At 57.1% G+C, this 25,089-nt stretch carries 24 protein-coding genes and 1 tRNA gene; 14 read left to right on the top strand and 11 right to left on the bottom strand.

What is annotated here, in order from left to right:
* The 3 genes from ABYM29_RS08400 to ABYM29_RS08390 form a co-directional block, all read right to left on the bottom strand.
* Positions 1–643 (bottom strand): enoyl-CoA hydratase/isomerase family protein (locus ABYM29_RS08400; RefSeq protein WP_372864283.1); only part of this gene is annotated, 643 nt, incomplete at its 3' end.
* A gap of 64 nt (positions 644–707) precedes the next feature.
* Positions 708–1,907, bottom strand: a complete 1,200-nt coding sequence (locus ABYM29_RS08395; RefSeq protein WP_372864282.1) for an acetyl-CoA C-acetyltransferase — start codon at positions 1,905–1,907, stop codon at positions 708–710.
* Positions 1,908–2,058: 151 nt separating this feature from the next.
* Positions 2,059–3,114, bottom strand: a complete 1,056-nt coding sequence (locus tag ABYM29_RS08390) for an AraC family transcriptional regulator (RefSeq protein WP_372864281.1) — start codon at positions 3,112–3,114, stop codon at positions 2,059–2,061.
* Between the two features lie 153 nt (positions 3,115–3,267).
* Here ABYM29_RS08390 and ABYM29_RS08385 point away from each other — a divergent pair, with 153 nt between their 5' ends.
* Positions 3,268–3,894, top strand: coding sequence for a hypothetical protein (locus tag ABYM29_RS08385; protein ID WP_372864280.1), 627 nt, complete (start codon positions 3,268–3,270; stop codon positions 3,892–3,894).
* Between the two features lie 4 nt (positions 3,895–3,898).
* Here ABYM29_RS08385 and ABYM29_RS08380 read toward each other — a convergent pair whose 3' ends face one another.
* Positions 3,899–5,296 carry an ATP-binding protein gene (locus ABYM29_RS08380; RefSeq protein WP_372864279.1) on the bottom strand — a complete coding sequence of 466 codons (1,398 nt, stop codon included), beginning with the start codon at positions 5,294–5,296 and terminating at the stop codon, positions 3,899–3,901.
* Positions 5,283–5,960, bottom strand: coding sequence for a winged helix-turn-helix domain-containing protein (locus ABYM29_RS08375; RefSeq protein WP_372864278.1), 678 nt, complete (start codon positions 5,958–5,960; stop codon positions 5,283–5,285). The genes ABYM29_RS08380 and ABYM29_RS08375 overlap by 14 nt, the downstream gene beginning before the upstream one ends.
* A gap of 201 nt (positions 5,961–6,161) precedes the next feature.
* Here ABYM29_RS08375 and ABYM29_RS08370 point away from each other — a divergent pair, with 201 nt between their 5' ends.
* A complete protein-coding gene (locus ABYM29_RS08370) occupies positions 6,162–6,635 on the top strand; it encodes a hypothetical protein (protein WP_372864277.1) in 474 nt (157 codons plus the stop codon).
* 80 nt (positions 6,636–6,715) lie between these two features.
* Complete coding sequence (locus ABYM29_RS08365) at positions 6,716–7,195, top strand: RDD family protein (RefSeq protein ID WP_372864276.1); 480 nt, start codon at positions 6,716–6,718, stop codon at positions 7,193–7,195.
* 7 nt (positions 7,196–7,202) lie between these two features.
* Here the strand turns inward: ABYM29_RS08365 and lptG are convergent, their stop codons facing one another.
* Together lptG and lptF are read right to left on the bottom strand one after the other, a co-directional pair.
* A complete protein-coding gene (gene lptG, locus ABYM29_RS08360) occupies positions 7,203–8,264 on the bottom strand; it encodes an LPS export ABC transporter permease LptG (protein WP_372864275.1) in 1,062 nt (353 codons plus the stop codon).
* 5 nt (positions 8,265–8,269) lie between these two features.
* Positions 8,270–9,388 (bottom strand): LPS export ABC transporter permease LptF, encoded by a 1,119-nt coding sequence (gene lptF, locus ABYM29_RS08355; RefSeq protein WP_372864274.1) that lies wholly within the window; start codon positions 9,386–9,388, stop codon positions 8,270–8,272.
* Between the two features lie 184 nt (positions 9,389–9,572).
* Between lptF and ABYM29_RS08350 the strand changes: the two genes are divergently transcribed.
* The 5 genes from ABYM29_RS08350 to ABYM29_RS08330 all read left to right on the top strand — a co-directional run bounded on the left by ABYM29_RS08350 (position 9,573) and on the right by ABYM29_RS08330 (position 15,285).
* Positions 9,573–11,051: a leucyl aminopeptidase gene (locus ABYM29_RS08350; RefSeq protein ID WP_372864273.1), complete on the top strand. Its 1,479-nt coding sequence runs from the start codon at positions 9,573–9,575 to the stop codon at positions 11,049–11,051.
* Positions 11,052–11,061: 10 nt separating this feature from the next.
* Entirely contained in the window at positions 11,062–11,496 is a 435-nt protein-coding gene (locus tag ABYM29_RS08345; RefSeq protein WP_372864272.1) for a DNA polymerase III subunit chi, read from the top strand.
* A gap of 11 nt (positions 11,497–11,507) precedes the next feature.
* Positions 11,508–11,819, top strand: coding sequence for a hypothetical protein (locus ABYM29_RS08340; RefSeq protein ID WP_372864271.1), 312 nt, complete (start codon positions 11,508–11,510; stop codon positions 11,817–11,819).
* Between the two features lie 115 nt (positions 11,820–11,934).
* Positions 11,935–14,799, top strand: coding sequence for a valine--tRNA ligase (locus ABYM29_RS08335; RefSeq protein ID WP_372864270.1), 2,865 nt, complete (start codon positions 11,935–11,937; stop codon positions 14,797–14,799).
* A 276-nt stretch (positions 14,800–15,075) separates the two neighbouring features.
* Positions 15,076–15,285, top strand: coding sequence for a cold-shock protein (locus ABYM29_RS08330; protein WP_372864269.1), 210 nt, complete (start codon positions 15,076–15,078; stop codon positions 15,283–15,285).
* Here ABYM29_RS08330 and ABYM29_RS08325 read toward each other — a convergent pair.
* Complete coding sequence (locus tag ABYM29_RS08325) at positions 15,275–17,863, bottom strand: ATP-binding protein (protein WP_372864268.1); 2,589 nt, start codon at positions 17,861–17,863, stop codon at positions 15,275–15,277. The two genes, ABYM29_RS08330 and ABYM29_RS08325, sit on opposite strands and share 11 nt — an antisense overlap.
* 152 nt (positions 17,864–18,015) lie before the next feature.
* Between ABYM29_RS08325 and ABYM29_RS08320 the strand changes: the two genes are divergently transcribed.
* Positions 18,016–18,858 (top strand): SDR family NAD(P)-dependent oxidoreductase, encoded by an 843-nt coding sequence (locus ABYM29_RS08320; RefSeq protein WP_372864267.1) that lies wholly within the window; start codon positions 18,016–18,018, stop codon positions 18,856–18,858.
* Positions 18,859–19,106: 248 nt separating this feature from the next.
* On the top strand, positions 19,107–19,328 hold the full coding sequence (locus tag ABYM29_RS08315) for a cold-shock protein (protein ID WP_372864284.1): 222 nt from the start codon (positions 19,107–19,109) through the stop codon (positions 19,326–19,328).
* A gap of 17 nt (positions 19,329–19,345) precedes the next feature.
* On the opposite strand, the gene ABYM29_RS08310 is transcribed toward ABYM29_RS08315, so the two are convergent.
* Positions 19,346–19,582, bottom strand: coding sequence for a SlyX family protein (locus ABYM29_RS08310; RefSeq protein ID WP_372864266.1), 237 nt, complete (start codon positions 19,580–19,582; stop codon positions 19,346–19,348).
* A gap of 110 nt (positions 19,583–19,692) precedes the next feature.
* Between ABYM29_RS08310 and yciH the strand changes: the two genes are divergently transcribed.
* Together yciH and ABYM29_RS08300 are read left to right on the top strand one after the other, a co-directional pair.
* The gene (gene yciH, locus ABYM29_RS08305) at positions 19,693–20,052 is read left to right on the top strand and encodes a stress response translation initiation inhibitor YciH (RefSeq protein WP_372864265.1); all 360 of its coding nucleotides are present in this window, start codon (positions 19,693–19,695) and stop codon (positions 20,050–20,052) included.
* Positions 20,053–20,148: 96 nt separating this feature from the next.
* Positions 20,149–20,550, top strand: coding sequence for a VOC family protein (locus ABYM29_RS08300; protein ID WP_372864264.1), 402 nt, complete (start codon positions 20,149–20,151; stop codon positions 20,548–20,550).
* Here ABYM29_RS08300 and ABYM29_RS08295 read toward each other — a convergent pair.
* Positions 20,547–21,863 (bottom strand): sigma-54 interaction domain-containing protein, encoded by a 1,317-nt coding sequence (locus ABYM29_RS08295; protein ID WP_372864263.1) that lies wholly within the window; start codon positions 21,861–21,863, stop codon positions 20,547–20,549. The two genes, ABYM29_RS08300 and ABYM29_RS08295, sit on opposite strands and share 4 nt — an antisense overlap.
* 70 nt (positions 21,864–21,933) lie before the next feature.
* Positions 21,934–24,135, bottom strand: a complete 2,202-nt coding sequence (locus ABYM29_RS08290) for a putative bifunctional diguanylate cyclase/phosphodiesterase (RefSeq protein WP_372864262.1) — start codon at positions 24,133–24,135, stop codon at positions 21,934–21,936.
* A 250-nt stretch (positions 24,136–24,385) separates the two neighbouring features.
* Here ABYM29_RS08290 and gpt point away from each other — a divergent pair, with 250 nt between their 5' ends.
* Positions 24,386–24,850, top strand: coding sequence for a xanthine phosphoribosyltransferase (gpt, locus tag ABYM29_RS08285; protein WP_372864261.1), 465 nt, complete (start codon positions 24,386–24,388; stop codon positions 24,848–24,850).
* 49 nt (positions 24,851–24,899) lie between these two features.
* Positions 24,900–24,976: transfer RNA gene (locus ABYM29_RS08280), tRNA-Arg, on the top strand.
* Positions 24,977–25,089: the final 113 nt, after the last annotated feature.

Here is a 25,089-nt window from a genome sequence, read left to right as displayed (position 1 = left end):
CCTCGACGCCGGCATTTTCCTTGATCCACGCCTTAGCCTGGGCGTGCATATCGTCTTCATCTTTGGCCAGCGCGTGTACCAGGCCTTTTTCCAGCGCCTTGTCCGCCTTCAGGCGACGCCCCTGGCTGATCAGGCCAATGGCCTCTTGCATGCCCAACAGGTAGGTCATACGCACGACACCACCGGCGCCCGGCATCAAGCCGATCATCGCTTCGGGCAGGCCCATTTGAATGCCCTCTACCGCCACGCGGTAGTGAGAGGCCAGGGCAATTTCGAAACCGCCACCCAGGGCCGGGCCGTTCATGCCCACTGCCACGGGTACGCCCAGTGTTTCCAAGGTGCGCAGCGGCGCCTTGGTGGCCATGATGCCGTCGTACATTTCGGTCTTTTTATCCGCTGGCGGATTCAGATCCATCTCCAGCATTTCTTTGATGTCGCCGCCGGCAAAAAACTGGTTGGGCTTGCCGCTGCGCAGGTAGATACCGGTCACACCGCCGGCCGCAACCATGCCCTGCAACTCAGCAACCGCCGCACGCATCGCCTCGTCGTACTCCAGGCCCATGGTGTTTACCGTTTTACCCGGCTGGTCGAAGATCAGCTCTACGATGCCATCTGCGTCTTTTTCTAAACGAATATATCCCATTGTTCTGTATCTCTCTGTGCTGCTCAGCGCTGGGCGCCGAGCCAAAATTCACTGTCTGCGGTTTTTACACGCGCTCGATAATGGTAGCGATGCCGATACCGCCGCCGGCACACAGGGTGACCAAACCGCGCTGCAGGTCACGGCGCTCCAGCTCGTCGAGCAAGGTACCGAGAATCATTGCGCCAGTGGCGCCGATGGGGTGACCCATGGCAATCGCGCCGCCGTTAACGTTAATCTTGTCATCGGGGATACCCAGCCGATCCTGGTAGCGCAGCACCACCGAAGCAAAGGCTTCGTTGAGTTCAAACAGATCGATATCGTCGACGGTCAAACCGGCCTTTTTCAGCGCCTTCTGGGTAGCCGGCACAGGGCCGTCGAGCATAATGGTCGGCTCACTGCCCACCAGAGCACAGCTGACGATGCGCGCGCGCGGCGTCAAGCCCTGCTCTTTGCCAGCGGCTTCGCTGCCGATCAACACCAGCGCAGCGCCGTCGACGATACCCGAAGAGTTACCCGCCGTGTGGACACAGTCGATATTATCCAGCTCGGGGTATTTGAGCTTAGCAACACCGCCGTGACCGAAGTCATTAAACATCTGGAAAGCCGGCTTCAGTTTGGCCAAGCCCTCGGCGGTGGTTTCCGCGCGAATCAGCTCGTCTTTATCCAGCACGGTTACGCCATTCATATCGCGAACCGGCACAATGGACTTAAAGTAGCCGTTGTCGCGGGCGTGGGCGGCTCGCTGCTGCGAACGTGCCGCGTAGGCATCGATCTGCTCGCGGCTAAAGCCGTCCATGGTGGCGATCATATCGGCGCCCAGGCCCTGGGAAATAAAGTAAGACTTCATCGCAACCCACGGGTCACCGGTAGCGCCGCCACTGGCGCCAATACCCAGGCGGGACATGGATTCCACACCGCCGGCGGCAACCAGATCCTCAAAACCCGAGGCGACTTTAGCAGCCGCCATATTAACCGCGTCCAGACCGCCCGCGCAGAAGCGGTGCAACTGGGCACCGGTGGTAATGTCGTCCCAGCTGGAGTAGACCAAGGCCGCCTTGGCAATATTCTGACCCTGCTCTTTAACAGGCTCGCCACAGGCGAGAATCAAGTCTTCAACCTTGGTGGTATCCAGGTCTAGGCGCTCTTTCATCGCCTCCAGGAGATTGGTGACCAAATCAATGGGTTTAACCTCGTAGAGCGAACCGCCCTGCTTGCCTTTGCCGCGCGGGGTGCGAATCGCATCGTAAATAAAAGCGTCTGCCATGCTGTGTCCTGCCAAAGTAGATTGGGATTACCTAGAATAGGCAGAGCATGGCGTCTGAGCCACAAGACAGGCAATAACATATCCGGTCAATGGACTGACATATTTGATATTTAGTTATAATTTACAAAGACTTAGAGAAAAACATCACGCACTATAGCTCGGCATTGCGCTCGCGCTGGCGAAATTCCCCCGGGGTGATCCCGGTCCACTTTTTAAAGCAGCGATGAAAAGCAGAGGGGTCGGTAAAGCCCATTAGTGCCGCCACACCGTTGATGGACAGCTCAGAACTGCTCAGATAGGCCATCGCCGCGTCGCGCCGACATTCATCTTTTAATTGCTGAAAAGTCGTGCCCTCTTTCTTCAGGCGGCGCCGCAAAGTGGGCGCCGACATATTCAGGGCTTCAGTAATGCGCTCAAAACTGGGAAAGCCCTGGGAAAAGTCCTGGCCAATCATCGCCCTCACGCGTGCGACTAAACTGCCGTCATCTCGCCCGCTGCTAAGCACCATCAAGGGATAGGGGGCGGTGCGTAAAAACTCCTTCAGACTGCGCTCGTTTTGCACCAGGGGAAAATTCAAATAGCGCGTATCAAACACAAATTCATCGCGCAGCTGGCCGTAGTAGACCGGGCATTCAAACAGCTGCTGATAGCGCACCACACGACCTCGCTCCTGGGGTGCCTGACCGGCAAAACGCACTTCCTTCAGTTCAATATTATTGCCGACCAACCAGCAAAAAAACCGGTGCCAAATCATTAGCCCGTATAAGTCCGACGCTTCAACCTCGTCGCCGGCAAAGCCTTTTTTGATACTGCCGTAGCCGACAATCGCGCTGTCGCGCCGGGTATCCAAATGGATCTGCGTATCCACTTCATAGAAAGTGCGGTAAAACTCGCAGGCGCGCTTGATAGCCTTGCCGAGGTTTTCACAGCCCAGCAGGCAATAACACATCATCCGAAACGCCCCCGGCGTCACCCGGTGACCCAGCATCAGGCCAAAAGCCTCATCCTGTATCAAACTCATCACCTGCTGGTAGAGGCGGGTGTATTGCATGGCGCTGATGTAGGGCTGATAAGCCTTGTTGCGGCTATCACTGGGGTCAAAGGGAATCTGCGCGTAACGCAAAATCTTACCGGGGTCGTAGCCTCGCTCGACAGCTAGATTCAGCAGTGAACGGGCAAAGCGGCTGGGAACGGCTTCAAGATCCATATAGTGTCGCCAGGGCCTGTCAATAAACCCTCGTAGCCTCCGATCACATCACAAATTTGTGGTCGAATGGTAACACCCTCCCCCACAGTCTGCTAAGTTGTGACGATAAGGTAATAAACTACCACCACCGAGGGCACTTCGTGCAACCGTGCAATGGCAGACCCACAATTTGACCTGTTTCTCACCGGCCATTTAGCCGTTGGCAGCGACCGCGACCGCGCCGTCAAGCAGCTATCCACCCTGTTCAAGCGCCCGGCCGAACACGTAGACAAACTTTTGCGCGGCCGCAGCAGCCGCATCCGCAAAGCCATTAGCAGCGCCGAGCTGGAACGCCTGCAGCGCGGCTTTGATAAATTAGGCATCCTCACTGAATCCCGGCCCAGCGCCACCGGCAGTGAACAGCGCCAGGCGGTCGCCGAACACGCCAGCGCGGCCAGCGAACCACTGACGCTTTGCCCTAGCGGCAGTCCGGTATTGCGCGAACAAGAGCGGCAAGCATTTCAGCGCGCAAACATCGACACTAGCGCGCTGTCGCTGGCCGCTACCGGCAGCCGCCTGCAAGAACACCAGGTCCGCAGCGTCGAGGCACCCGCAACCGACCACCTGAGTATTGTCGAGCTTGACGACCTCGCGCTAAGCAACAAGGCGCCAACACCGACCCTCGACCTGGACGAGCTCTGCGGGGCGCTCAGTATTGCCGAAGTCGGCAGCCTGCTCGGCGCCAGTTCTCCCAAACCGGCACCCGCCCCGCCGTCAACCGATCACCTTAAGCTCGGCTAGCCTGTCACACCTTGCTGGTCGCACTACTCTGACGAGGCAGGCGCATGACCACTTTCAGCCCCGGGCGATTGTCCTCCAACGCTATCGATCCGTCGTGCAATTTGACCACAGCTTGCACGAGACTGAGCCCCAAGCCGTTACCCGGGTGACGGCTGCGACTGCTCTCTACCCGGAAAAACCGCTGAAAGACCTTGTCGCGATCGACGTCGGGAATACCGATACCGGTGTCGGCCACATAAATACGATAGCAGTCGGGCTCAACCGACAAGCCCACCTGCACCTCACCGCCTTCGGGCGTGTATTTAATGGCGTTGTCCACCAAGTTCGCCACCGCCTGAAACAGCAAATTGCGATCACCTACGAGCTTACCCACCCTTGCCATCGCAGTGTTGAAGCGCTGGCCTTTATCAGCGGCCAGCGGCTCATAAAGCTCGATAACATCTGACACCAGGGTACAAAGATCAACGTCAGCAAAACCCGAGCGGCGATTGCCAGACTCCACCTGAGCAATACGCAACAGGGCACTGAAGGTCCCCAGCAAACCGTCCGCTTCCTCGATGAGCGCCTCAACCTGCTCACGATTGCCAGGGTCGTGGCAGTTATCGTGAAGATCGCTGAGCTTATTGCGCAATCGCGTTAGCGGCGTTCGCAGATCGTGGGCAATATTGTCGGACACCTGCCTCACACCCGTCATCAACACCTCGATACGATCGAGCATCTGATTGACGTTCTCCGACAAGCGGCGAAAATCCCCGGTACTCCCGCTTATATCGATGCGCTCGGAAAAATCGCCGGACATAATACGATGCAAGGTGGTGTTGATGTGCTCAATACGCCGCAGGCTCAGCCCCGCCGTAATCGCCCCACCAATGGTGCCGAGAATAATCGTCGCCACCATTGAACGCGTCAGCGCTCCGGCGACCAACTTGGTGCTGTTCAATACATCGGCGTAATGCCTCGCGACCAACAGCTGTTCGCCACTTGGCAGCTGCATCGAGCGGGCAATGAACTCATTACTCACCGGATCGGCAATACTGGTCAGCGATTCAAAATCAAAACCCAGCCAGCCATTGCGATATTCCTTAGCATCCGGCCACTCGGTCAAATTACCAGCAATTTTTCGCTGCTGCGCATCACCCACAAAATAAAAGAAGCGAATTAAGCGTTCCGGCCCACTATGCTCGGCGACAAACCGATCGACGGCCTCCCGGCCACCTTTTTCATAAGCCTGACTGAGTTCGTCCAATTCCAACTTTACCGAGCTGTGCACATCGCTAAAAAAGCCGTAGGCGATAAAGGCATAAATCAGCGCCAGCACCATAAACACCGAAACACTGAGCCAGGCGACATAGCTGACCAGAAAGCGGAAGGTAAAACTGGTAAAAATTTTACTGAGAATCATCCAACATATACCCGGCGCCGCGAACAGTATTTAGCAATTGGCGATCAAAACCCTTGTCGACCTTTTGCCTCAGCCGGCTGATATGGACATCGATCACATTGGTCTGCGGGTCGAAATGGTAGTCCCAAACATTTTCCAGCAACATGGTCCGCGTCACCACCTGCCCGGCGTGCCGCATCAAGTACTCCAGCAATTTGTATTCGCGCGGCTGCAAGTTAAAGGTCTCACCGCCACGGGTAACCTTGTGGGCCAGCAAGTCCATTTCCAAATCGGCCACTTTCAACCGGGTTACCGCCGAACTGGATTCGTGCCGGCGCAATATCACTTCAATCCGCGCCAGCAATTCGGCAAAAGCAAAGGGCTTCACCAAATAATCGTCGCCGCCCGCTTTCAGCCCTTTCACACGGTCATCGACTTCCCCCAGGGCACTTAAAATCAACGCCGGTGTTGCGTCGTTTGCCGCCCTCAGAGTCTGGATAATCGTCAGGCCATCGACGTTAGGCAGCATTCGATCGACAATTAATGCATCGAACTCCTCTGTGGTGGCCTTAACCAAGCCCGACTTACCATCAGCCGCATGTTCGACCTGATAACCACTCTCTCGAAGGCCCTTAACGATATATTCCGCGACACTCAAGTCGTCCTCGATCAGTAATATACGCATTGCTTGCTACACCTTTCCTTTCATTATTGTGACTCACCGCACACTTTTTACCGCCTCGACACTTGCGTCGTCGGCAGGCCACTAGCCCTGTATGGCATAACCCCTACGGTACAACTACTAATTTTTCCGCCCCCTACAAATCGCTAATCTAAGGCCATGCTCAACAACGATAACTTAACCGGGCGCATGGAGTAGACAGCGATGAAAACACCAACACTGACATTTACCGTAACGCCTCTTCTCCAGCGAGCAGTATTGGCCATTGCCGCCGCACTGTTGTGCAGTGTAAGCCAGGCGGAAACAAGCAGTGTCTACGATGGTGAATTGACGCTGCCCGCCGATCACCGCCCAGGCTACCAGCCTACCCTGCGCTTCTGTATCGAGGAAGATCAAACTTCAGGTAGCTTTATCGCCCACAGCGCCACCCAAGCCCGATTCAACCGCATTTGGATGAATCAACACCAGGCGAAAACCGGCAAAGCGGCGAAAAAAGAGCTTATCAAACTCGGCGCCAAAGCACTCTACCGCGCACTCCATAAACGCGCCTCGATGAGCTTTCTGCCCGATGAAGAAGGCCGTGTTAAGCTCGGCAAACCCAACAAACACTTCGCCGTAGACTACAACCTACACCTGCGCAGCAGCTCACTGGCGCTCGGCGTGGCCGTGAACTTCTAGGGAACACAGCTAACCAATGCCACGGCGCGGTCGTCATAGCTCTGCTACAATGACGGCCGTTTTTCTTTGGGTAGTCTACTATGATCGCACCATCGTTCCCCGTCGCCGGCGTCTGGCGGCGCATAGCTGCCGCCATCTACGACGGTTTCCTGATGTTTGCCGTATTATTTGTCGCCTCATTGCTGCCCGCGTTACTCTTGAACGCCGACCGACTGGCAATGTCACCCGCCACCGATAGCGTGGTACACGAACTCAATACCCCGCTGCAAGGCTGGGGCTATACCCTCTACCTGCTGGCGCTGATATTCGCCTTCTACGGCTGGTTTTGGCGCAAGAGTGGCCAGACATTGGGTATGCAAGCGTGGCGGCTGAAACTGGAATCTATCGACGGCACAGCAGTCAGCTGGAAGCAGGTAGCCATTCGTCTACCGGTCGCCGCGCTAGCCTTTTTCCTATTTGGCGCCGGCTACTGGTGGGCCTGGCTGGATCGCGAGGGCCGCAGCTGGCAAGACATCGCCTCCGGAAGTCGCGTAGTGCAGCTACCCAAAGAGCAAAAATAGCGGCGCATTAGTTGCGCCGAGACATCAGCACGCCGCCGACCAGCAGGCAGATCAAAATCGGACAAACACTGGCATAGATCGGATCGAAGCCATAAACCAGGCTGGAGGGCCCGAGAATATCCTGGAGAGTGCGAAATACAATACCGACCATCACCCCGACAAAAATGCGAAAGCCCATGGTGACGTCGCGCAACGGCCCAAAGATAAACGAGATCGCGACAAAGACCATGCCGAGGATGGTAATCGGCTGCAGTAACTTGTTCCAAAACGCCAGTTCGTAGTCACCGGCATTCAAACCCTGTTTCTTAAGATAGCTGGCGTAGCGCCACAAACCGCTGATCGACAGGTCCTCCGGGTCCAGCACCAATACATTAAGCAGCTCAGGAGACAGATCCGACTCCCACTCCAGCTCGCTGAAAAATTGCTGCTGGGCAGCGTCCCCGACAAAATCCACCTGTTGCACATCTTCCAGAGTCCAGCCCCCCGCCAAGTAGTTTGCCCGGCTGGCATAGGTGCTCTGCACCAAGTTGCGCTCCTGATCAAAGCGATAGACGCTGACACCGTACAACACACCATTGGGCTGCACGGCGTTAAAATGCATAAAATCCCGCCCCTCACGATGCCACATCCCGTGCCGAGAGTGGCTGCTGGCCGACTTCTGCAGGGCGAGCGCACGCTGGCTTTCGGCGATTTGCTGGGAGGCCGGCGCGATGTATTCGGCAACAAACAAGCCGATGAGTGTAATAAATAAGGTCGGTCTAACCACCGCCATCACAAGCTTTAGCGTCGACACCCCCGCTGCACGCATCACCACTAATTCGCTGCTACTGGCCAGGCTTCCCAGGCCGGCCAGACAGCCTACCAGCGCCGCAAAGGGCAGGTACTTATACAAGCTACCCGGCGCCACCATGCCGATATACTGCAATACCGAGACAAAGCCATAGTCGCCACGAACTTCCTTAAGCTCTTCAATCAAGGTCGACAGCAGATCTATGCCAACAATAACAACCAGCACTAGCAAAATAGCGGCGGCAACCGTACGACCAATATAGCGATTTAACTTATGCATCGCCTTTAACCACGACTACGCCTCCAGGCCAACCACCAGTGGCGCAGCACACTGTCCCAATACAACAGCACCAAACCCAATAACAAAAAAATCGCATGAATGACCCACATACCCGGCAGCACCGGCCAGGCGCCCTTCGCGATAGCATCCCTCACCGCATTGAGCCCCACTAAATACAGCATATACAGCATAAAAGCCGGGAACATTTTGCCGTAGCGACCGCGGCGATGATCTGTCTTACTCAATGACACCGCAATCAATGCCGCAATGGGCACCAATACACTCAGCGAAATACGCCACTGCACCGCAGCAATGTCTTCCAGCTTGTCACTGCCCCACAGCTCCGCAGTCGACTTGCCATCGATCTCCTGGCGATAGGTTTTCACCTCCGGATCACGCATCAACTGACTGAGCCGCTCGAAGCGGGTGAACTGATAGTCCGGCTGACCGGGCTCCCCCACATAACGCACGCCCTTATCCAACACCAAGTGACGTTCGCCAGTCTGCTCATCAACCCGAAAGCGTCCACTCTGCGCGGTGACCAGCGATACCAGAGGCCGCAGCTGCTCGCCCTCCTCCTGGGGCTCAGCCTGAGCCATAAAGACCGCACTCATGGTCTGTTTGTTTCGGTCTGTCTGCTCAATATAGGTGACGCGACCACTGCCCTTATCTATGCGAAAGCGCCCTTCCACAGCGGCTTTAACGCCGATTTCAGCGCGGCTTTCCGCCAACTTCGCCGCATAGGCCTGAATACCGGCAGGGCTTACCACCATACTGATGTAAGCAACGACTGCAGCGATAAACAGCGCGGGGATTTGGGTATACAACAGCAGCCGGCGGCGACTCATGCCACAGGCACTCATCACGGTCATTTCACTATCGACATACAGCCGGCCGTAAGACAGCAAAATACTAATAAACAGTCCGAGCGGCAGCACCACCTCCAGAAACCCCGGCAGGCGATACAGCATGATCAAAAACAATACATCGGGGGAAAAATCACCGGAGGCAACTTGAGCCAGGTATTTTACAAAGCGGCCGCTCATGATAATTGCCAACAAGGTCAGCGTCACCGCAAACACGGACTTGAGGATTTCGCTCGCAAGGTAACGAAAAAGAATCACTGCTCCCGAACTCCTCTGTTGGCAAATGGTTTCACGCGCTGATAATACCCTTTACACTAAATGCATAACACATAGGGTGCGCCCGCCAAGCTTCGGCTTTGCCGCGCATCGTTTATTTATTGTTCCGGCGCGCATTATCGCTTATCGCGACGCCCTCTGCGAATGTTTGTCAGTGAGAGTATCAATGCAGATCAGCCTAAAACCTTGCAAAGACCCGAGCACCATTGCCAGCGACTGTTTGGTAGTAATGAGTAACGGCCAACTCAATGGCTCGCTAAATGCCCTCAACGACGCCACCGACGACGCGATTGCCGCGCTGTTAAAACGCGGCGACTTCAGCGGCAAGCTCGCCGAAACGCTTTACCTACCCATCATTAGCGGCCTGCGTGCCAAGCGTCTGCTCATCGTCGGCTGCGGAGATGGCAAGACACTTAGTGAAGCGGATGCAGACAAGATACTCAACACCGCAATAGACTTCATGAACAAAAAGGACTGCAAAGATTGCTGCCTGCTGCTCGAAGACCTGCACATCGACGGGCGCAAGAGCCCCTGGCTGTTGCAGCGCTGCGCGCAATTATTAGAAGTCTCCACCTACCGGTACAGCGAAACCCTGAGCAAAGCCAAACCGGCAGCGTCACTGCGCCGCGCGGTACTGCAAGGCAGTAACAGCGAGGGCAATCGCCGCGCCATCATCGACGGCCAGAGCACTGCCGGCGGCATCAACATCGCGCGCCGCCTTGGCGACCTGCCTGGCAATATATGCACGCCAGACTTTCTGGCCAAGGAGTCACGCAAACTGGCTCGCCAATTCGACACCATTAAAGTCAGCGTACTCGACGAGAAAAAAATGCAGCAATTGGGCATGGGCGCGCTGTTGTCGGTCAGCGCCGGCAGCGAACAACCCGCACGCCTCATCGCCATCGAATACCAGGGCAGCGCCAAGAAGCAGCCCCCCCATGTGTTAGTCGGCAAAGGCGTGACGTTTGACACCGGTGGCATCAGCCTCAAGCCCGGCGCCAAAATGGATGAGATGAAATACGATATGTGTGGCGCCGCCAGCGTAGTCGGCACCCTGCACGCAGTGGCCAGCGCCGAGCTCAAGGTCAACGTTGTCGGCATTGTCGCTGCTGCCGAAAATATGCCCAGCGGCCGCGCCACCAAACCTGGCGATGTTGTCACCAGCATGTCAGGACAAACCATTGAAATTCTTAATACCGACGCGGAAGGCCGCCTGGTGCTCTGCGATGCCCTGAGCTACGCCGACCGTTACAAGCCGGCTTCAGTGATTGATATTGCCACGCTCACCGGCGCCTGCGTCGTCGCACTGGGAAAACACGCTATCGGCCTCTTTAGCAATCAGCACGACTTCGCCCAAGAACTGCAGCGCTGCGGTGAAGACGCCCGCGACCGGGCTTGGCCAATGCCGCTGTGGGATGAGTATCAACCACAGCTAGACAGCAATTTCGCCGACATGGCCAATATTGGCGGCCCCGAGGCCGGCAGTGTTACCGCCGCCTGCTTCCTGTCACGATTTTGCAAAGACTACCGCTGGGCCCACTTAGACATCGCCGGTGCCGCCTGGAACTCGGGTGCCAATAAAGGTGCAACCGGCCGCCCGGTTGGCTTGCTATTTAACTACCTCCAAAGCAAGGCCGACAACTGAGGCCCGCGCGGTGACCCGAATCGACTTTTACATTCTGGCGGCGGGAGGGACCAGCGAGGCCCTGCAGTTTAGCTGCCGACTCGCCGAGAAAGCCTGGCGCAGCGGTCACCGGGTACTGCTGCACTGCGCCGACCAAGCCGCGGCAGCCGAGCTGGACACACTACTGTGGAACCATCGCGCCGACAGTTTTCTACCCCACAGCCTCGACGCCAACAGCGACGAAGCCATTGCCATCTGCCACAGCGGCAGCGGCGCCGCGGCCTGGGGCGAACACTGCGACGTTTTAATCAATACCGCGCCACAGCTGCCCCAGGGCTTCAGTCAATTCAAACGATTGGCTGAAGTCGTCAGCCCGCAGGCCGACAACCTGCAGGCGTCACGTCAGCGCTACAGCTTTTACAAGCACCGCGGCTACCCCTTACACAACCACCCGGTGAGCCTCTGAGAGTCACAGCTATGAACGATCAGACCCGCAATGCCAGCCCGCTACTCGACGACCTAGAAGAATTGCAGCAGGTGCTGGGCGACTCGCTCGGCAATGTCGAGATCCCCGTACTTGAAGATATTATCAAACCATCGCCAAACAACATCGCCAACAGCACAGACGCCTGGCCCAGCGGCTCCGAGGACGACCACAGTCGCGAAATCTTCCTGCAAGAGCTGATTGACGACATGCTGCCAGATATCGAAGCGGAACTGCGCCGCCGTTTGCTGAAGCTGGACAGCGAACTGCTCGAACGCTGGTACCAACAGAGCCGCCGCAGCTAAGCCACTGCCAATATCAGCTTTGGCCCCGCCCGCAAAAACTCAGTATACTTAGCCCCTTTTTGCGCTAGAGCTGCACCCGCTCTGGCCTCAGTAGCAATCGCCGATACGGAAACCCATGGACAAGACATTTCAGCCCGCGGACATCGAAAGCAAGTGGTACCAACTCTGGGAACAAAAAGGCTATTTCGCCCCCGCCGGTAACGGCCCAGCGTTCAGCATTATGATCCCGCCGCCCAATGTCACCGGCAGCCTGCATATGGGCCATGCCTTCCAGGACTCCATTATGGATGCCCTGACCCGCTACCAGCGCATGAAGGGTGCCAAGGCGCTGTGGCAGGTCGGCACCGACCACGCCGGCATCGCCACCCAAATGGTGGTCGAGCGCAAATTGGCCGCCGAAAATGGCCAGACTCGCCACGATCTGGGCCGCGAGGCCTTCCTAGACAAAGTCTGGGAATGGAAGGAGGAGTCCGGCGGCACCATCACCCGCCAGCTGCGCCGCCTGGGCGCCTCTGTAGACTGGGAGAACGAGCGCTTCACCATGGACGAGGGCTTTTACAAAGCCGTTCAAGAAGTGTTTGTGCGCCTCTATGACGACGGCCTGATCTACCGTGGCAAACGCCTGGTTAACTGGGACCCCAAACTCCACACGGCAATATCCGACCTCGAAGTTGAAAACAAAGACGAAAGCGGCTTCCTCTGGCACTTCCGCTACCCGCTGGCCGATGGCGCAAGCACTGCCGACGGCAAAAACTACCTGGTCGTCGCCACCACACGTCCGGAAACCATGCTCGGCGATACCGCCGTGGCAGTAAACCCAGCCGACGAGCGCTACCAATCACTGATTGGGCAATTCGTTGAGCTGCCGCTGGTCGGCCGCCGTATTCCCATCGTTGCCGACGACTATGTCGATCGCGACTTCGGCACGGGCTGCGTAAAGATCACCCCCGCCCACGACTTCAATGATTACGCCCTCGGCCAGCGCCACAAGCTGCCGATGATCAATATTATGAACCCGGATGCGGCCATTCTGGCGCGCGCCGAGGTCTATAACAGTGACAGCAGCAGCAACACCGAGCTTGATGATCGCCTGCCAGATGCCTATGCCGGGCTAGATCGCTACGCCGCCCGTAAAGCCATCGTCGCTGACCTGGACACGGCGGGCCTGCTGGAGAAAGTTGACGATCACGCGCTGAAAGTGCCCCGCGGAGACCGCTCGGGCCTAGTCATCGAGCCGCTGCTCACCGATCAGTGGTTCGTGGCCACCGCCAAACTGGCCGAGCCCGCGATTGCCGCCGTCGAAGACGGTCGCATTCAGTTTGTGCCCAAGCAATATGAAAACATGTATTTCAGCTGGATGCGCGACATCCAAGACTGGTGCATCTCTCGCCAGCTGTGGTGGGGCCACCGGGTACCCGCCTGGTATGATGCCGACGGCAACATCTATGTCGCCCGCAACGAAGACGAAGCGCGCAGCAAATACCAGCTCGATGCGGAACTGCCGCTGCATCAGGACGATGACGTTCTCGACACTTGGTTCAGCTCGGCGCTGTGGACCTTCGGCACTCTGGGTTGGCCCGAAGCCACTGAGCGCTTGAAAACCTTCCACCCCACTGACGTGCTGGTCACCGGCTTCGACATCATCTTTTTCTGGGTCGCCCGGATGATCATGATGACCATGCACTTTATGAAAAATGACGATGGCACTCCCCAGGTACCCTTCAAAACCGTGTACGTCACCGGCCTGATCCGCGACGAGCAGGGGCAGAAGATGTCGAAGTCCAAGGGCAATGTACTCGACCCGCTGGACATGATCGACGGCATAGAGCTGGATACCCTGCTGGAAAAACGCACCGGCAACATGATGCAGCCACAGCTGGCGGAAAAAATCGCCAAAGCCACCCGCAAGGCCTTTCCCGAAGGTATTGGCGCCCACGGCACCGATGCCCTGCGCTTTACCCTCTACTCGCTGGCCTCCACCGGCCGCGACATCAATTGGGACATGAAGCGACTGGAAGGCTACCGCAACTTCTGCAACAAGATCTGGAATGCCGCACGCTATGTGCTGATGAACACCGAGGGCGAAGACTGCGGCGTCAATAACGAAGACGTCGAGTTGAGCCTCGCTGACCGCTGGATCATCGCCCGCCTGCAACAGGCCGAGCAGCGAGTCGCCGACGCTATGGCCGCTTACCGCCTCGATCACGCATCGCAAGAAGTCTACGAATTCATCTGGAATGAATACTGCGACTGGTACCTAGAGCTATCCAAACCCGTACTCTGGGATGACAACGCCAGCCCCGCCGCCAAGCGCGGCACCCGGCGCACCTTGATCCGTGTACTGGAAGCAACCCTGCGCCTCGCCCACCCCTTTATGCCATTTATCACCGAAGAAATATGGCAGCGAGTGGCACCGATTGCCGGTATCGCCGACGCCGACAACAGCAGCATTATGCTCCAGCCCTACCCCTGTCCGCAGGCTGACAACAGCGACGAACAAGCACTGAGCGACGCGGAGTGGCTGAAAGCGGTCATTACCGCCATCCGCAATATTCGCGGCGAAATGAATGTGCCGCCATCAAAAGCCCTGTCGGTAATCTTGAAAAACCTCAGTGACGACGATCAACGCCGCCTGCAAGCCAATCGGCAATTCTTGGTCAAACTGGCCAAGCTGGATGACATCCAACTGCTCGCCGCCGGCGACCAGGCGCCGATGTCCGCCACCCAGCTGATCGGCGACATGGAATTACTGGTGCCCATGGCCGGACTGATCGACAAGGCCGCAGAACTGGGCCGTTTGGACAAGGAAATCGCCAAACTGGACAAGGATATCCAGCGCTTGGCCGGCAAACTCAACAATCCCGGGTTTGTCGACAAGGCACCCGCAGCTGTCGTCGACAAAGAGAAAGAAAAACTGCAGGCCCAGCAGCACAGCCGCCACCGCCTGGTAGAGCAGCGAGAAGCCATCGACGCTCTGTAATCGTCCCCCCGCCATGCTTTGACCGAAACGATTCGCGTCAAAGCATGGACAAAGTCAATCAAGGCGTTATAGTAAAAACAATCAAGGCAGAGTTACCCGCCAATTTGTGATGTTTGCATGCTTCGCCAACAGCCGTTCAACACGGCGTCCGCCCCTGCTACAGCAGCCCGCACTGCCCGCATCGCCTTTCCCATTTCCCAAGAATCACCGAGGCTCTCGGCGATTCTGCCACACTGCAATAGTCTGCCACACGATCTGTCACGAAGAGGAACAGCAATGAGCGACCGCGTAACCGGCACGGTAAAATGGTTTAACAATGCCAAGGGCTTTGGGTTTATTACCCGCAATGAGGGCGACGACGTATTCGTTCATTTCCGCTCGATACGCGGCGATGGCTACCGCACTCTCGACGAGGGCCAAGACGTGGAATTCAATCTGGTGGAAGGACCAAAAGGTCTACAGGCGGAAGACGTTCTCAAGGTTTAACGCGAGCATCAACTGCGCTGCCAATATCAGCCAAGCAGTAGTCTATCGCCTTGTATAACCGCGAAGGCAACATCGGGTTGATGTAAACGGTGTCGGCGCCCACCGCGCCGAGCTCCTCTTTCTTCGCCGGTCTCTGCTGCAAATTCACCACGGCGACACCGGCAGTGCGGCAATCCTCGAGCCAAGAAGCGTCGGCATCGCTGACCAGCAAGGTATTTGCCCCCTGGTGTTGTTGCAAATACTCCTGCACGGCCTCGGCGCTGGCGCAAAAACGCGCCCGCAGTCCCCGGTGGCTAAGCGCTGCCGACAGTGACAGGCGCAAGCGCTCATCCGCCACCACGACCAGTACATGGAGATCGTCCGCAGCGCAATCATCGGCAGTATTTAGCGACAACTCTTCCGCCGGCAACAATACCGAAAAACAACTGCCGCCCTCATCAACACTGCTCACGCTTATCTGGCCACCCATTAACAGCACTAACTTTTCAGCGACCGCCAAGCCCAGCCCCACCCCGGCGAAACGGCGACTGGGCGAGCTTTCCGCCTGCACAAAGGGACTAAACAAACGGCGGCTATCCTGCTCGGAAACACCCACGCCATTGTCGCGCACCTCAAACACCAGCTTCGCCCAGTTGTAATGCTGCTGCTCGACATCGCCCGCTGGACGCACCACAAGTTCAACAATACCCTGAGGCTGGCTATACACTGAGAACTTAACGGCATTCTCAAGCAAAATCAGCAACAACTGACGCAAGCGTATCGGGTCGGCACGCAGCCGCTCCGGCAATCGCGGATCGATATCCAATACAAATTGCTGCCGATTACGCGCCACTAAAGGCGCTAATACCAATGCCACGCCCTCTAAATAGTCCCACAACTGAATATTCTCTTCCTGCAAGTCGACACTGCCGGATTCCAGCAGCGAGTAGTCGATCATATTGTCAAGCGTAGACAACAGGCTCTGTGAAGAACGCAAAATAGTATCGAGCATCATTCGCTGCTCCGCGTTTAGCGAAGACTTGGCGAGCAGATCCGTCATCCCCACCACGGCATTCATCGGTGTGCGAAACTCGTGGCCAATGACCGACAAAAATGCCGATTTGACGTGACCGGCCTGTTCGGCGAGGCGCTCAGCTTCAGCGAGCTGCATAGACTGCAGCCGCAGTCTGTCTTCCAGCGCATGTTTGTCAGACCACAGCTGGCGCTCCCTCTGTTTCACCGAGCTGATGTCCGAATGGACACCCACCATACGCGTCACCCAGCCATCAGGACTGCGCTGCACCGCCATCTGACACTTAACCTCGATCAAGCTGCCATCGCGCTTACGCAAACGATGCTCGCAATTGAACATGCGCTCCTTGCTTTTCAAGAAATCGACGAAAATAGGCCGCAGCTCGTCCTGATCAGCCTCCGGGATACAAGACAACAGAGTTTGCAAACCCGCCCCCTCCGGGGCTTTACTCAAGCCGACAATATCCAGCCATGCCGGACTCAGATACAGCTCTCCGGCCAACAAATTCCAGTCCCAAATACCGTCATGTGATGCCATGACTGCAAGATCAAAACGCTGCTGACTGTGCTGATACTGTTCATACATCAAGTAATGATCGCTGACATCACGAATTAGCAGCAGCAGTTGGCGCCCACCGTCCGGATCATCAACCCAGCCCGGATACAACTCCACGGCCACCTCGCTACCCGAATGGCTCAGCAGCATCACTTCACAGCCTTTAAAGCCGCTTCCACGACCTTCAACATCGCTCAGCAAACGCTCTAGGTGGGAGTGGAACTGAGGCGCCAGCAGCATTTTCAATGGTCGATCGCGCAGCACACCATGGCGGTAACCCAGTAGCTGCGACGCCGACTCACTGGCCGACAGCAGTCGCCCTTCAGCGTCACAAATCAACACGGCACCGGGAATCGCCGCCATCAAGGCCGAGTAGCGCTCGAGCTGTTGTTCTCGCGCCAGATCTGCAGCGCGCAGGGCGCGCCGTTGACGCAACAGAACGCGGCCAAGCAATACGCACACCAGCAGCAACAGCGCGAGTAGCAGCATCAAGCCATTGCGCAGCCATTGCATCGTCTGCCACTGCTGGCCCGCCGCCTGCAATTGTTGATTGGCCTGCACCTGCAGGCGATGCAGGCTATCAACCATCGCGCGATGATCGAGCTCGGCATTCAGCGGCACGGCACCATTACTGCCCACCCGGTAACTGGCGTAGGCCTCCACCAAGGCGCCCAGCACGGCGACAGCATCGTCATCGCCCCCCAACTCACGCAACGCCGCCAACGGCAGCTCAGCGCTGGCGATGCGCTGCTGCAAAGCGTGAAAACCGCCGACATCGGCAGCATTGAGAAGATCAAAAAAACGAATCACGACCGCGCCGCGATCAAGGCGTTCATCCAGTTCCAATAGCGCCTGAGAGAATGCCAGGCGCTGTTGTGGCGGGGCGACCGAGGACGCAGATAGCGCTTGCGCAGCCGCGATCTCGGCGACAGCGAACAAGCTCAGTAATAGCAGCGTACGCAGGACGGCATACGCGACAGCATTGCAGCGCGTCGCTAAGCATAAACGCATACCTCCTCCCTGCATTTGTTCCCATCGGCATCATTGCCAAGTCGGTGTAATATGGCCATCATCCCGGAGTTAGCACAGCAGTCAAATGCGTAATTTCACTGACAGAACACCGTGTTATCTCAACGATATCGGCAAAAACAAGGACCCCCACTATGCCCAAACGCTGCCGTGTTGCTCTGATTAGCGGCTGCTCCAGCGGTCTTGGCCTAGCCCTGGCCGAACAGGCCTTGCAACGCGGCTACCAGGTCATTGCCACCGCGCGCAGCCCGGAACAGATCCTTTTGGAACACCCTAGACTGCACAAACGCGCGCTGGACGTAAACGACGCCGCGCGTATCCAGCAGCTTGGGAAGCAGCTACACGAGGAATTCGGGCGCATTGACCTGCTAATCAATAATGCGGGCTACGGCCTGATGGGGCCACTACTAGAAATTAGTCAACAGCAGCTGACTGAGCAGTTCCAGACCAACAGCATAGCACCATTAAACCTGATACAGGCGGTGCTACCGGCCTTGCAGCAGGGCAGCACCGTCGTCAATATTGGCAGCGTCTCAGCCAAGCTTGTTACCCCCTTTGCCGGTAGCTACTGCGCCAGCAAAGCCGCCCTCCACGCCCTCAGTGACGCCTTGCGCATGGAACTCGCCCCCTTCGGACTACGCGTAATGGTGGTTCGCGCCGGCGCCATCCGTTCCAAATTCGCCGACCGCGCCGAAGCCGAACTCAGCCCTCTGAAGCCACACAGCCCTTACGCAAAATTGCACAAGGCAATCGCCGAAAGAGCGCGGCTATCACAGCAAAACGCCAGCGACGCCAGCGCGATAGCTCAAGGTATTCTCGCCGCCAGCGAACAGCGACGCTGTCCCGCCTACCTCGGGATCGGCAACGGCCATCGCCGCCTCTACCAATTGAGCCGCCTGCCACACCGCCTCACCGACCGGTTGTTATCACGACGTTTTCAGCTCGACACACTACGCGGCGACGAACGGCAGCGGTAGTGTTATACTCCGCCGCCTGCGGCGTCGCCGTCTGTACAACTACATGTTTTTGTTAATTTATTTGGTTTTGTATTGTTATGTTATCAATTCTTAGAATCATCGTTGCCGCGGCACTAAGTGCCCTCGCTCTCTTCTCTCTCTCGCGCCTGGGCCTAGACAGCCTGCAAGCACTGCCCGCTGCTATTGTTTTTGCAGCTGTACTGGTAGCCAGCCTACTATCTCCCCGCCTGCCCGCCTTCATCGATGCACTGGGCAGTACTCGCGAGCGCGGTACCGTTAAGTGGTTTAACGTCAGCAAAGGCTACGGCTTTATCACTCGTGAAAACGGTGACGACGTATTCGTTCACTTCCGTTCAATTCGCGGCAAGGGTCGCGGCCGCCGCAGCCTGATGGAAGGACAACAAGTAGAATTTGTCCTCAGCGAAGGTGAAAAAGGCCCACAGGCGGAAGAAGTTTCTGTCGTAGACTAGAGCGCCTATACCCCCGCTTAATAGTGCGGGGGTTTTTCAATCTGCGCGGCCAGACTGGGCTCGGCAAGCCCGCGTTCTTCCATCGCGTCACGCAATTGCCGACTTTCCTGAGTCAGTTGTGTCAGCAACTGTCTGAGTACGCGCAGCTCTCCATCCTGCTCGGCAACCCGCTGATTAAGGGTGTTTAATAAGTCTTCCTGAAAAGCCAGCTGGGTTTGCAACTCCACCAACTGCTCGCGTTCGGTACTAGGCATCGCCATAGTCTCCTGAAAAAATCCACACGGAACACACGGGGTCTAGCTGCCCCCCTCGCCGCGACGCTATTATACGTGCTTTCCCATCCCAGTTTCCGAGAGGTGTAACTATGTCGCGCATTGTCTATTCCACTGACCAGGGACGACTCTGCCCCGATTGCGGACATCCGCAGCAACAGTGTCAGTGCGCCGAACTGGCAGCTAGCGCGCAACGCGCAGCCCGCGGCGGCGACGGCATCGTGCGGATATCTCGCGAGACAAAAGGCCGCAAAGGTAAAGGGGTGAGTATTGTCAGCGGGCTCAACCTGGACGACAGTGCACTGAAAACCCTGGCCAAAGACCTGAAACAAAAACTGAGCATCGGCGGCGCAGTAAAAGATGGGCAGATCGAATTTCAAGGTGACCAGCGCCAAGCACTTAAAAAATTGCTGGAAGCACGCGGCTACAACGTAAAGCTGGCCGGTGGTTAAGCAGATCAAACCCCCTGCTAAATTTTCTTCGCAATGCTGCCGAAACAGCCGCGCGCTCTGGTAGCCTGATAAAAAACTGACCTCAACAGGCTCAACATGACCCCATCAACACTGGGCAACGCCATGGAAATTGGCGTCGTGACTAACAACATAACCGCCATGCGGCAATTTTACGGCGAGGTACTCGCCCTGCCATTCGAAAGCCAGCTGGACTTCCCCGGCGGCAGCATGTATCGCTATCAGCTCGGCGGCAACATCATCAAGCTCGTCAGCTACGGCAAAGACACTCCCCAGCACGGCGTGCCCGGCGGTGGCCACGCTGCCTGCGGCTACCGCTATATCAGTTTTGGCGTGGCAGATTTGCCGTCGGTCATCGCAAACTTGAAAGACGCGGGAGTAGAGATCACCATCGACGTTACACGCTTTACCGACACTCTCGGCTTTGCCTTTGTCTGCGACCCCGACGGCAACTGGATAGAACTTTTCGGCGGCTGCTAAAAGTCGGTGCTAATCGCGTACTTGCGCATCTTTTCAATCAGCGTCGTCCGCCTTAAGCTCAACAACTCGGCCGCGCGGCTCACCACATTGTCAGCGGCCGCCAAGGCCTGACGTATGCGCATTTGCTCGTGGGCCATCACCTCAGTCTTGAGCACGACCCCCTGCTCCGGCCAATCGGCCAGCGAGTGCTCTGCCTCCGCGACCGGCTGCACCTGCCAGGAAACATCGCCGTGCTGGTAGGCCTCAGGCAAATCCTGCACACCGACAACCTTTGCGGGAAACAATATCAGCAAGCGCTCAAGCAAATTGGCCAGCTCGCGAACATTGCCTGCCCAGGGATGAGCCTGCAGCGAGGCTATCGCCGAGGGCGCCAAACAGAGCTGCCCCAGCCCCTCGTCGGCAAGCTGCTGGGCAATACTACGCAACAAGGCCGGTATATCCTCACGGCGCTCCGCCAAAGCCGGCACCTGCAGAGGAAAGACATTCAAGCGGTAATACAAATCCTCACGAAACTGCCCAGCACTGATCATCGCCGGCAAATCGCGATGGGTCGCCGCAACAATACGCACATCGGCACTGCGACTTTGACTTGAGCCCACCCGTTCAAAGCTTCTCTCCTGAATCGCCCGCAGGATTTTTACCTGCATATCCAGTGGCATATCACCGATTTCATCGAGAAATAACGTGCCGCCGTCAGCCATTTCAAAGCGGCCTGCTCGACTGGAAATCGCCCCGGTAAAGGCCCCGCGCTCGTGGCCGAACAACTCGGATTCGAGTAGCTCGCGAGGGATGGCCCCGCAATTTATGGGTACAAAAGGCCCCGCGCAGCGCCCCGACAAGCGGTGAATCGCTTGAGCAACTAACTCCTTACCCGCCCCCGACGGCCCATTGATCAGCACCGTCACCGACTTGTCAGCGACCTGCACAAGCTGTCGACACAGACTCTGCATGGCTGGGCTGTGGGCAACCAGACCGTGATCAGCTGACCCCGACGCCTCCCCGAGCAACTGCGTCGACAAGCGCGACAAGCCTTCCAACAGGCTGTCGTACAAGGGCGACTGTAGCTCGGCCAGGCACTGCGCCGGTTGCAGATGGCTAAGTTGCTCAGACTCGGCTAAACAGGGCAAATTGAGTACTGGACCCGAGTACATATCGACAGGCGCGCCGCGACCCAGTAACACCGCATTCGCCGCCGCCGCGTCCTCAACCCGCTCCAGCAGAGCAGGGCTGAGCGGCAAGGCATCAAGTAGCGTACCGTACTCACACAGGCGATCGTCGTCAGCAAGGATTAACAAGCGGATAGTGGCAGTCATGTCGGGGCGTCAATTGTCGTTTTTTTGACTATAACCAAGAAAAGCAGCCGACTCCAGTCGCCACGTCAATTTATTGACAACCCCCATTAAGCGAAGGCGCGGCGCGTCGCTGCGCCAACCAGTCGCGCAGAGCGTCCGCAGCCATCGGCCGACCAAACAAAAAGCCCTGCACCTGCCGGCAGCCGAGCTGCTGAAGGCGGTGCCAGTCCGCCGCCTGCTCGACACCTTCGGCAACCACGTCCAGCCCCAGCTGCGCCGACAGCTGGGTAATGGCCGACACCACTGCGGCCTTATCCGGTGCACAGGCGATATCGTGAACAAAACTGCGATCTATCTTCAGGCTATTCAAGGGAAAACGCAGCAAATAACTCAAGGAACAATAGCCGGTGCCGAAGTCATCCAGCGCGATACGAAAACCCTGTGCGTGCAAGCGGCTGACACACCGCGCGGCCTCCTCATCCGCAATCAGCACCCCCTCGGTAATTTCCAGCTCTAACTGCGATACCGACACACCCGCAGCAGCGGCCGTCGCCAGGCAATAATCAACAAAACCACGGTCGTGCAGCTGACGCGCGGAAATATTCAACGACAGCAGGCAACCCTGGAGGTCGGTGCCACACCAACTGCGCAGTTGCGCACAGGCCTCGGCGAACACCCAGCGACCGATATCAACGATCTGCCCACTCTCCTCCGCCAGGGGGATAAAAATCTCCGGCGACACCTCGCCGAGTTCGGGGTTATGCCAGCGCAATAACGCCTCGGCACCGCGCACTCGCCGCCCATCAGCCGACAATTGCGGCTGGTAGTAAAGACGCAACTCACGGTTCTCAAGCGCCGCCGACAAGGCACTCTGAAAGCTTAAACGCTGGCTTAGCCGCGGCATCATATCCGGCAGATAGTAACGCAGTCGCCGTCGCCCAGCAGACTTAGCCTCGTGCAAGGCCAGATCCGCCTGTTGCATCAGACCGCGTCCAGAAATCTCCGCGTGAGAAAAGCTCACCCCCAAACTCGCCGTCAACACCAAGGACTGCCCCTGGTAATAAAAAGGCTGCTCAAATATCTGCAGCACCTTCGCAGCTAACGCCGAAACACTGTCGCGACGAGGCGCCTCCTCAAGCTCTTCCAAACAAAGCAGCACGGCAAAAGAATCTGCCGCCAACCGCGCCAGCAAACAACCGTTGTCCAGCGCCCCAGCGGCCTCACCTGCAGCCAGTCGATCGAGTAATTCACCATCGACGACACCACGGTATGCCAGTGTTCGCCGCAGACGCGCAACTAACTCCACCAACAGTGCGTCGCCGCAAGCATGCCCGAGCACATTATTGACGCGGCTAAAATGATCCACATCCAAGTGAAACAGCACCACGCTGTCGTCGCGATGCTGTTGACCATAGAGAATCGAGTCCAGACAGCACTCCAACAAAACGCGATTCGCCAGGCCGGTTAACGAGTCAAAATACGCCTGGCGAGCGATCTCTCTCTGGGACTCGCGCCGCTCGGTCACATCGACACACAGGCCACTCACCGCGACGCTCGCCCCCTGCTCATCCACGCGACAGCAAAATTGCATTTCAATAAGCCGCCAGCCCCTCTCCGGGTCCTTCCAGCGGTAAGTGTCGCGCGACTCTCGCCCCAGCGTTACGACACGATTAAAATCTCTCAGCAAGCGCGAGCGATCCGCTAGGTGAAAACCGTCGGAGAACAAACGCCAGAGGTCCTGCTCATCGATCGCACCGCTGGCGACATTGCGATAGCCAAAAACGCTGCCGTTAAAAACACGGAAGCGCCGCCGACCCACGTCGTATTGCCAATGGGCAATGCGAACCAATGCAAGCGCCTGAGATTGCACTTGCTCGACATAGCGCAGCCTAGACAGACTGCGCTGCCGAGTCACCAAGCGCTCGGTACTGCGCATAAATGCCTGGGGGTGGAATTCAAATATCAGCTCATCGACACCGGCGTCGCAGAGCATCGACACCTGCTCATCGCGCTGCTCGCTAGCCTCGCCCAACAGCGCGATAACAGGAAGGTTGAGATCCTTAAAATAGCGACAGCAGAACAATTGCTTTGCCAGACTCAGCCCGGCATCCAAAATGACCGCGTCGCAATACAACAAGCCCGCCACCGCGGCAATATCGGTCGTGCTGCGCACATGTAAAGAATAGCCATCAGGCAGGGTTAGCAGTTCACAGCAATGAGAATCGGCACCGTCCTGCAGCCATAACAACGACACCGAAAATTCGTCATCACTGCTCCATATATCCGGAGTCATTACCACTTACTCCACTTCGCCACTTGTCGCGACTGAACGCCTCACACACATTTCACACGCTTAAATCGCCATAAAACCCGACCACAAGGCAAAGCGCGAACCTCAGATGACTCAGGATCATAACCCGCAGACCAGAGTAAAAGAAGCAGTGCTATATAAATAGCGCTAACGCTTGCTCAGCAGGCGGCCATGTTGCAAAATCGCGCCTGCACAACACCGTCCCCGCCAGCCCAGCAACCAGGAAATACTCATGTCTCAGAGCCAACAGCCCGTTTATTACCTCACCTGGGACGAGCTACACCGGGACACCCGCAACCTTGCCAGGCGACTACTCGACAAACCCTGGAAGGGGATTATCAGCATTGCTCGCGGCGGTCTGGTGCCCGGCGCTATTCTCGCCCGCGAACTCAATCTGCGGGTCGTCGATACCCTGTGCATTGCCAGCTATGACCACGACCGCCAAGGCGAAATTAATGTGCTTAAAGCGGTAGAGGGCGACGGCGATGGCTACCTGTTAGTCGACGATCTGGTCGACACCGGTGGCACGGCAAAAATTGCCCGTCAGTTATTGCCCAAAGCCACCTTCGTCACCATCTACGCCAAACCACAGGCCATGGAATTAGCGGAGTACTACACCCGCGAATTCGCCCAGGACACCTGGATACACTTTCCCTGGGACATCGAGCACAGCTACAGCGAACCCCTGGTAAAGTAGCTTTTGCGCGGCGGCAACATTGTCAGTAGAATCTGCCGCTAACCAATTTGCCCCGGTGGCACAGCTGGATAGCGCGGCCCCCTCCTAAGGGGCAGGTCAGAGGTTCGAATCCTCTCCGGGGCACCAATCTTTAGAATATTCAATGTACAAAGATAGCATTACTTGCTAGCCCGCAAATATAACACCACAAGCAACCTACCCATTAACTAGGCAACAGCCGTTTGGACTATTTTCTGTGG

Source organism: Spongiibacter sp. (assembly GCF_041602295.1).
In the GTDB taxonomy this organism is placed as follows: domain Bacteria; phylum Pseudomonadota; class Gammaproteobacteria; order Pseudomonadales; family Spongiibacteraceae; genus Spongiibacter.
The sequence above is the reverse complement of the archived record's forward strand: the minus strand, read 5'-3'. Positions and strand labels throughout refer to the sequence as shown.

What these genes read in the sequence shown, in the direction of transcription:
- ABYM29_RS08385 (WP_372864280.1), top strand. Translation starts at nt 3,268, where the DNA reads ATGGCAGACCCACAATTTGACCTGTTTCTCACCGGCCATTTAGCCGTT.
- ABYM29_RS08380 (WP_372864279.1), bottom strand. Translation starts at nt 5,296, where the DNA reads ATGATTCTCAGTAAAATTTTTACCAGTTTTACCTTCCGCTTTCTGGTC.
- ABYM29_RS08295 (WP_372864263.1), bottom strand. Translation starts at nt 21,863, where the DNA reads ATGACTGCCACTATCCGCTTGTTAATCCTTGCTGACGACGATCGCCTG.
- ABYM29_RS08395 (WP_372864282.1), bottom strand. Translation starts at nt 1,907, where the DNA reads ATGGCAGACGCTTTTATTTACGATGCGATTCGCACCCCGCGCGGCAAA.
- ABYM29_RS08325 (WP_372864268.1), bottom strand. Translation starts at nt 17,863, where the DNA reads ATGCGTTTATGCTTAGCGACGCGCTGCAATGCTGTCGCGTATGCCGTC.
- ABYM29_RS08310 (WP_372864266.1), bottom strand. Translation starts at nt 19,582, where the DNA reads ATGCCTAGTACCGAACGCGAGCAGTTGGTGGAGTTGCAAACCCAGCTG.
- ABYM29_RS08350 (WP_372864273.1), top strand. Translation starts at nt 9,573, where the DNA reads ATGCAGATCAGCCTAAAACCTTGCAAAGACCCGAGCACCATTGCCAGC.
- ABYM29_RS08365 (WP_372864276.1), top strand. Translation starts at nt 6,716, where the DNA reads ATGATCGCACCATCGTTCCCCGTCGCCGGCGTCTGGCGGCGCATAGCT.
- ABYM29_RS08375 (WP_372864278.1), bottom strand. Translation starts at nt 5,960, where the DNA reads ATGCGTATATTACTGATCGAGGACGACTTGAGTGTCGCGGAATATATC.
- ABYM29_RS08330 (WP_372864269.1), top strand. Translation starts at nt 15,076, where the DNA reads ATGAGCGACCGCGTAACCGGCACGGTAAAATGGTTTAACAATGCCAAG.
- ABYM29_RS08290 (WP_372864262.1), bottom strand. Translation starts at nt 24,135, where the DNA reads ATGACTCCGGATATATGGAGCAGTGATGACGAATTTTCGGTGTCGTTG.
- ABYM29_RS08390 (WP_372864281.1), bottom strand. Translation starts at nt 3,114, where the DNA reads ATGGATCTTGAAGCCGTTCCCAGCCGCTTTGCCCGTTCACTGCTGAAT.
- ABYM29_RS08370 (WP_372864277.1), top strand. Translation starts at nt 6,162, where the DNA reads ATGAAAACACCAACACTGACATTTACCGTAACGCCTCTTCTCCAGCGA.
- lptG (WP_372864275.1), bottom strand. Translation starts at nt 8,264, where the DNA reads ATGCATAAGTTAAATCGCTATATTGGTCGTACGGTTGCCGCCGCTATT.
- ABYM29_RS08335 (WP_372864270.1), top strand. Translation starts at nt 11,935, where the DNA reads ATGGACAAGACATTTCAGCCCGCGGACATCGAAAGCAAGTGGTACCAA.
- yciH (WP_372864265.1), top strand. Translation starts at nt 19,693, where the DNA reads ATGTCGCGCATTGTCTATTCCACTGACCAGGGACGACTCTGCCCCGAT.
- ABYM29_RS08320 (WP_372864267.1), top strand. Translation starts at nt 18,016, where the DNA reads ATGCCCAAACGCTGCCGTGTTGCTCTGATTAGCGGCTGCTCCAGCGGT.
- ABYM29_RS08340 (WP_372864271.1), top strand. Translation starts at nt 11,508, where the DNA reads ATGAACGATCAGACCCGCAATGCCAGCCCGCTACTCGACGACCTAGAA.
- ABYM29_RS08300 (WP_372864264.1), top strand. Translation starts at nt 20,149, where the DNA reads ATGACCCCATCAACACTGGGCAACGCCATGGAAATTGGCGTCGTGACT.
- gpt (WP_372864261.1), top strand. Translation starts at nt 24,386, where the DNA reads ATGTCTCAGAGCCAACAGCCCGTTTATTACCTCACCTGGGACGAGCTA.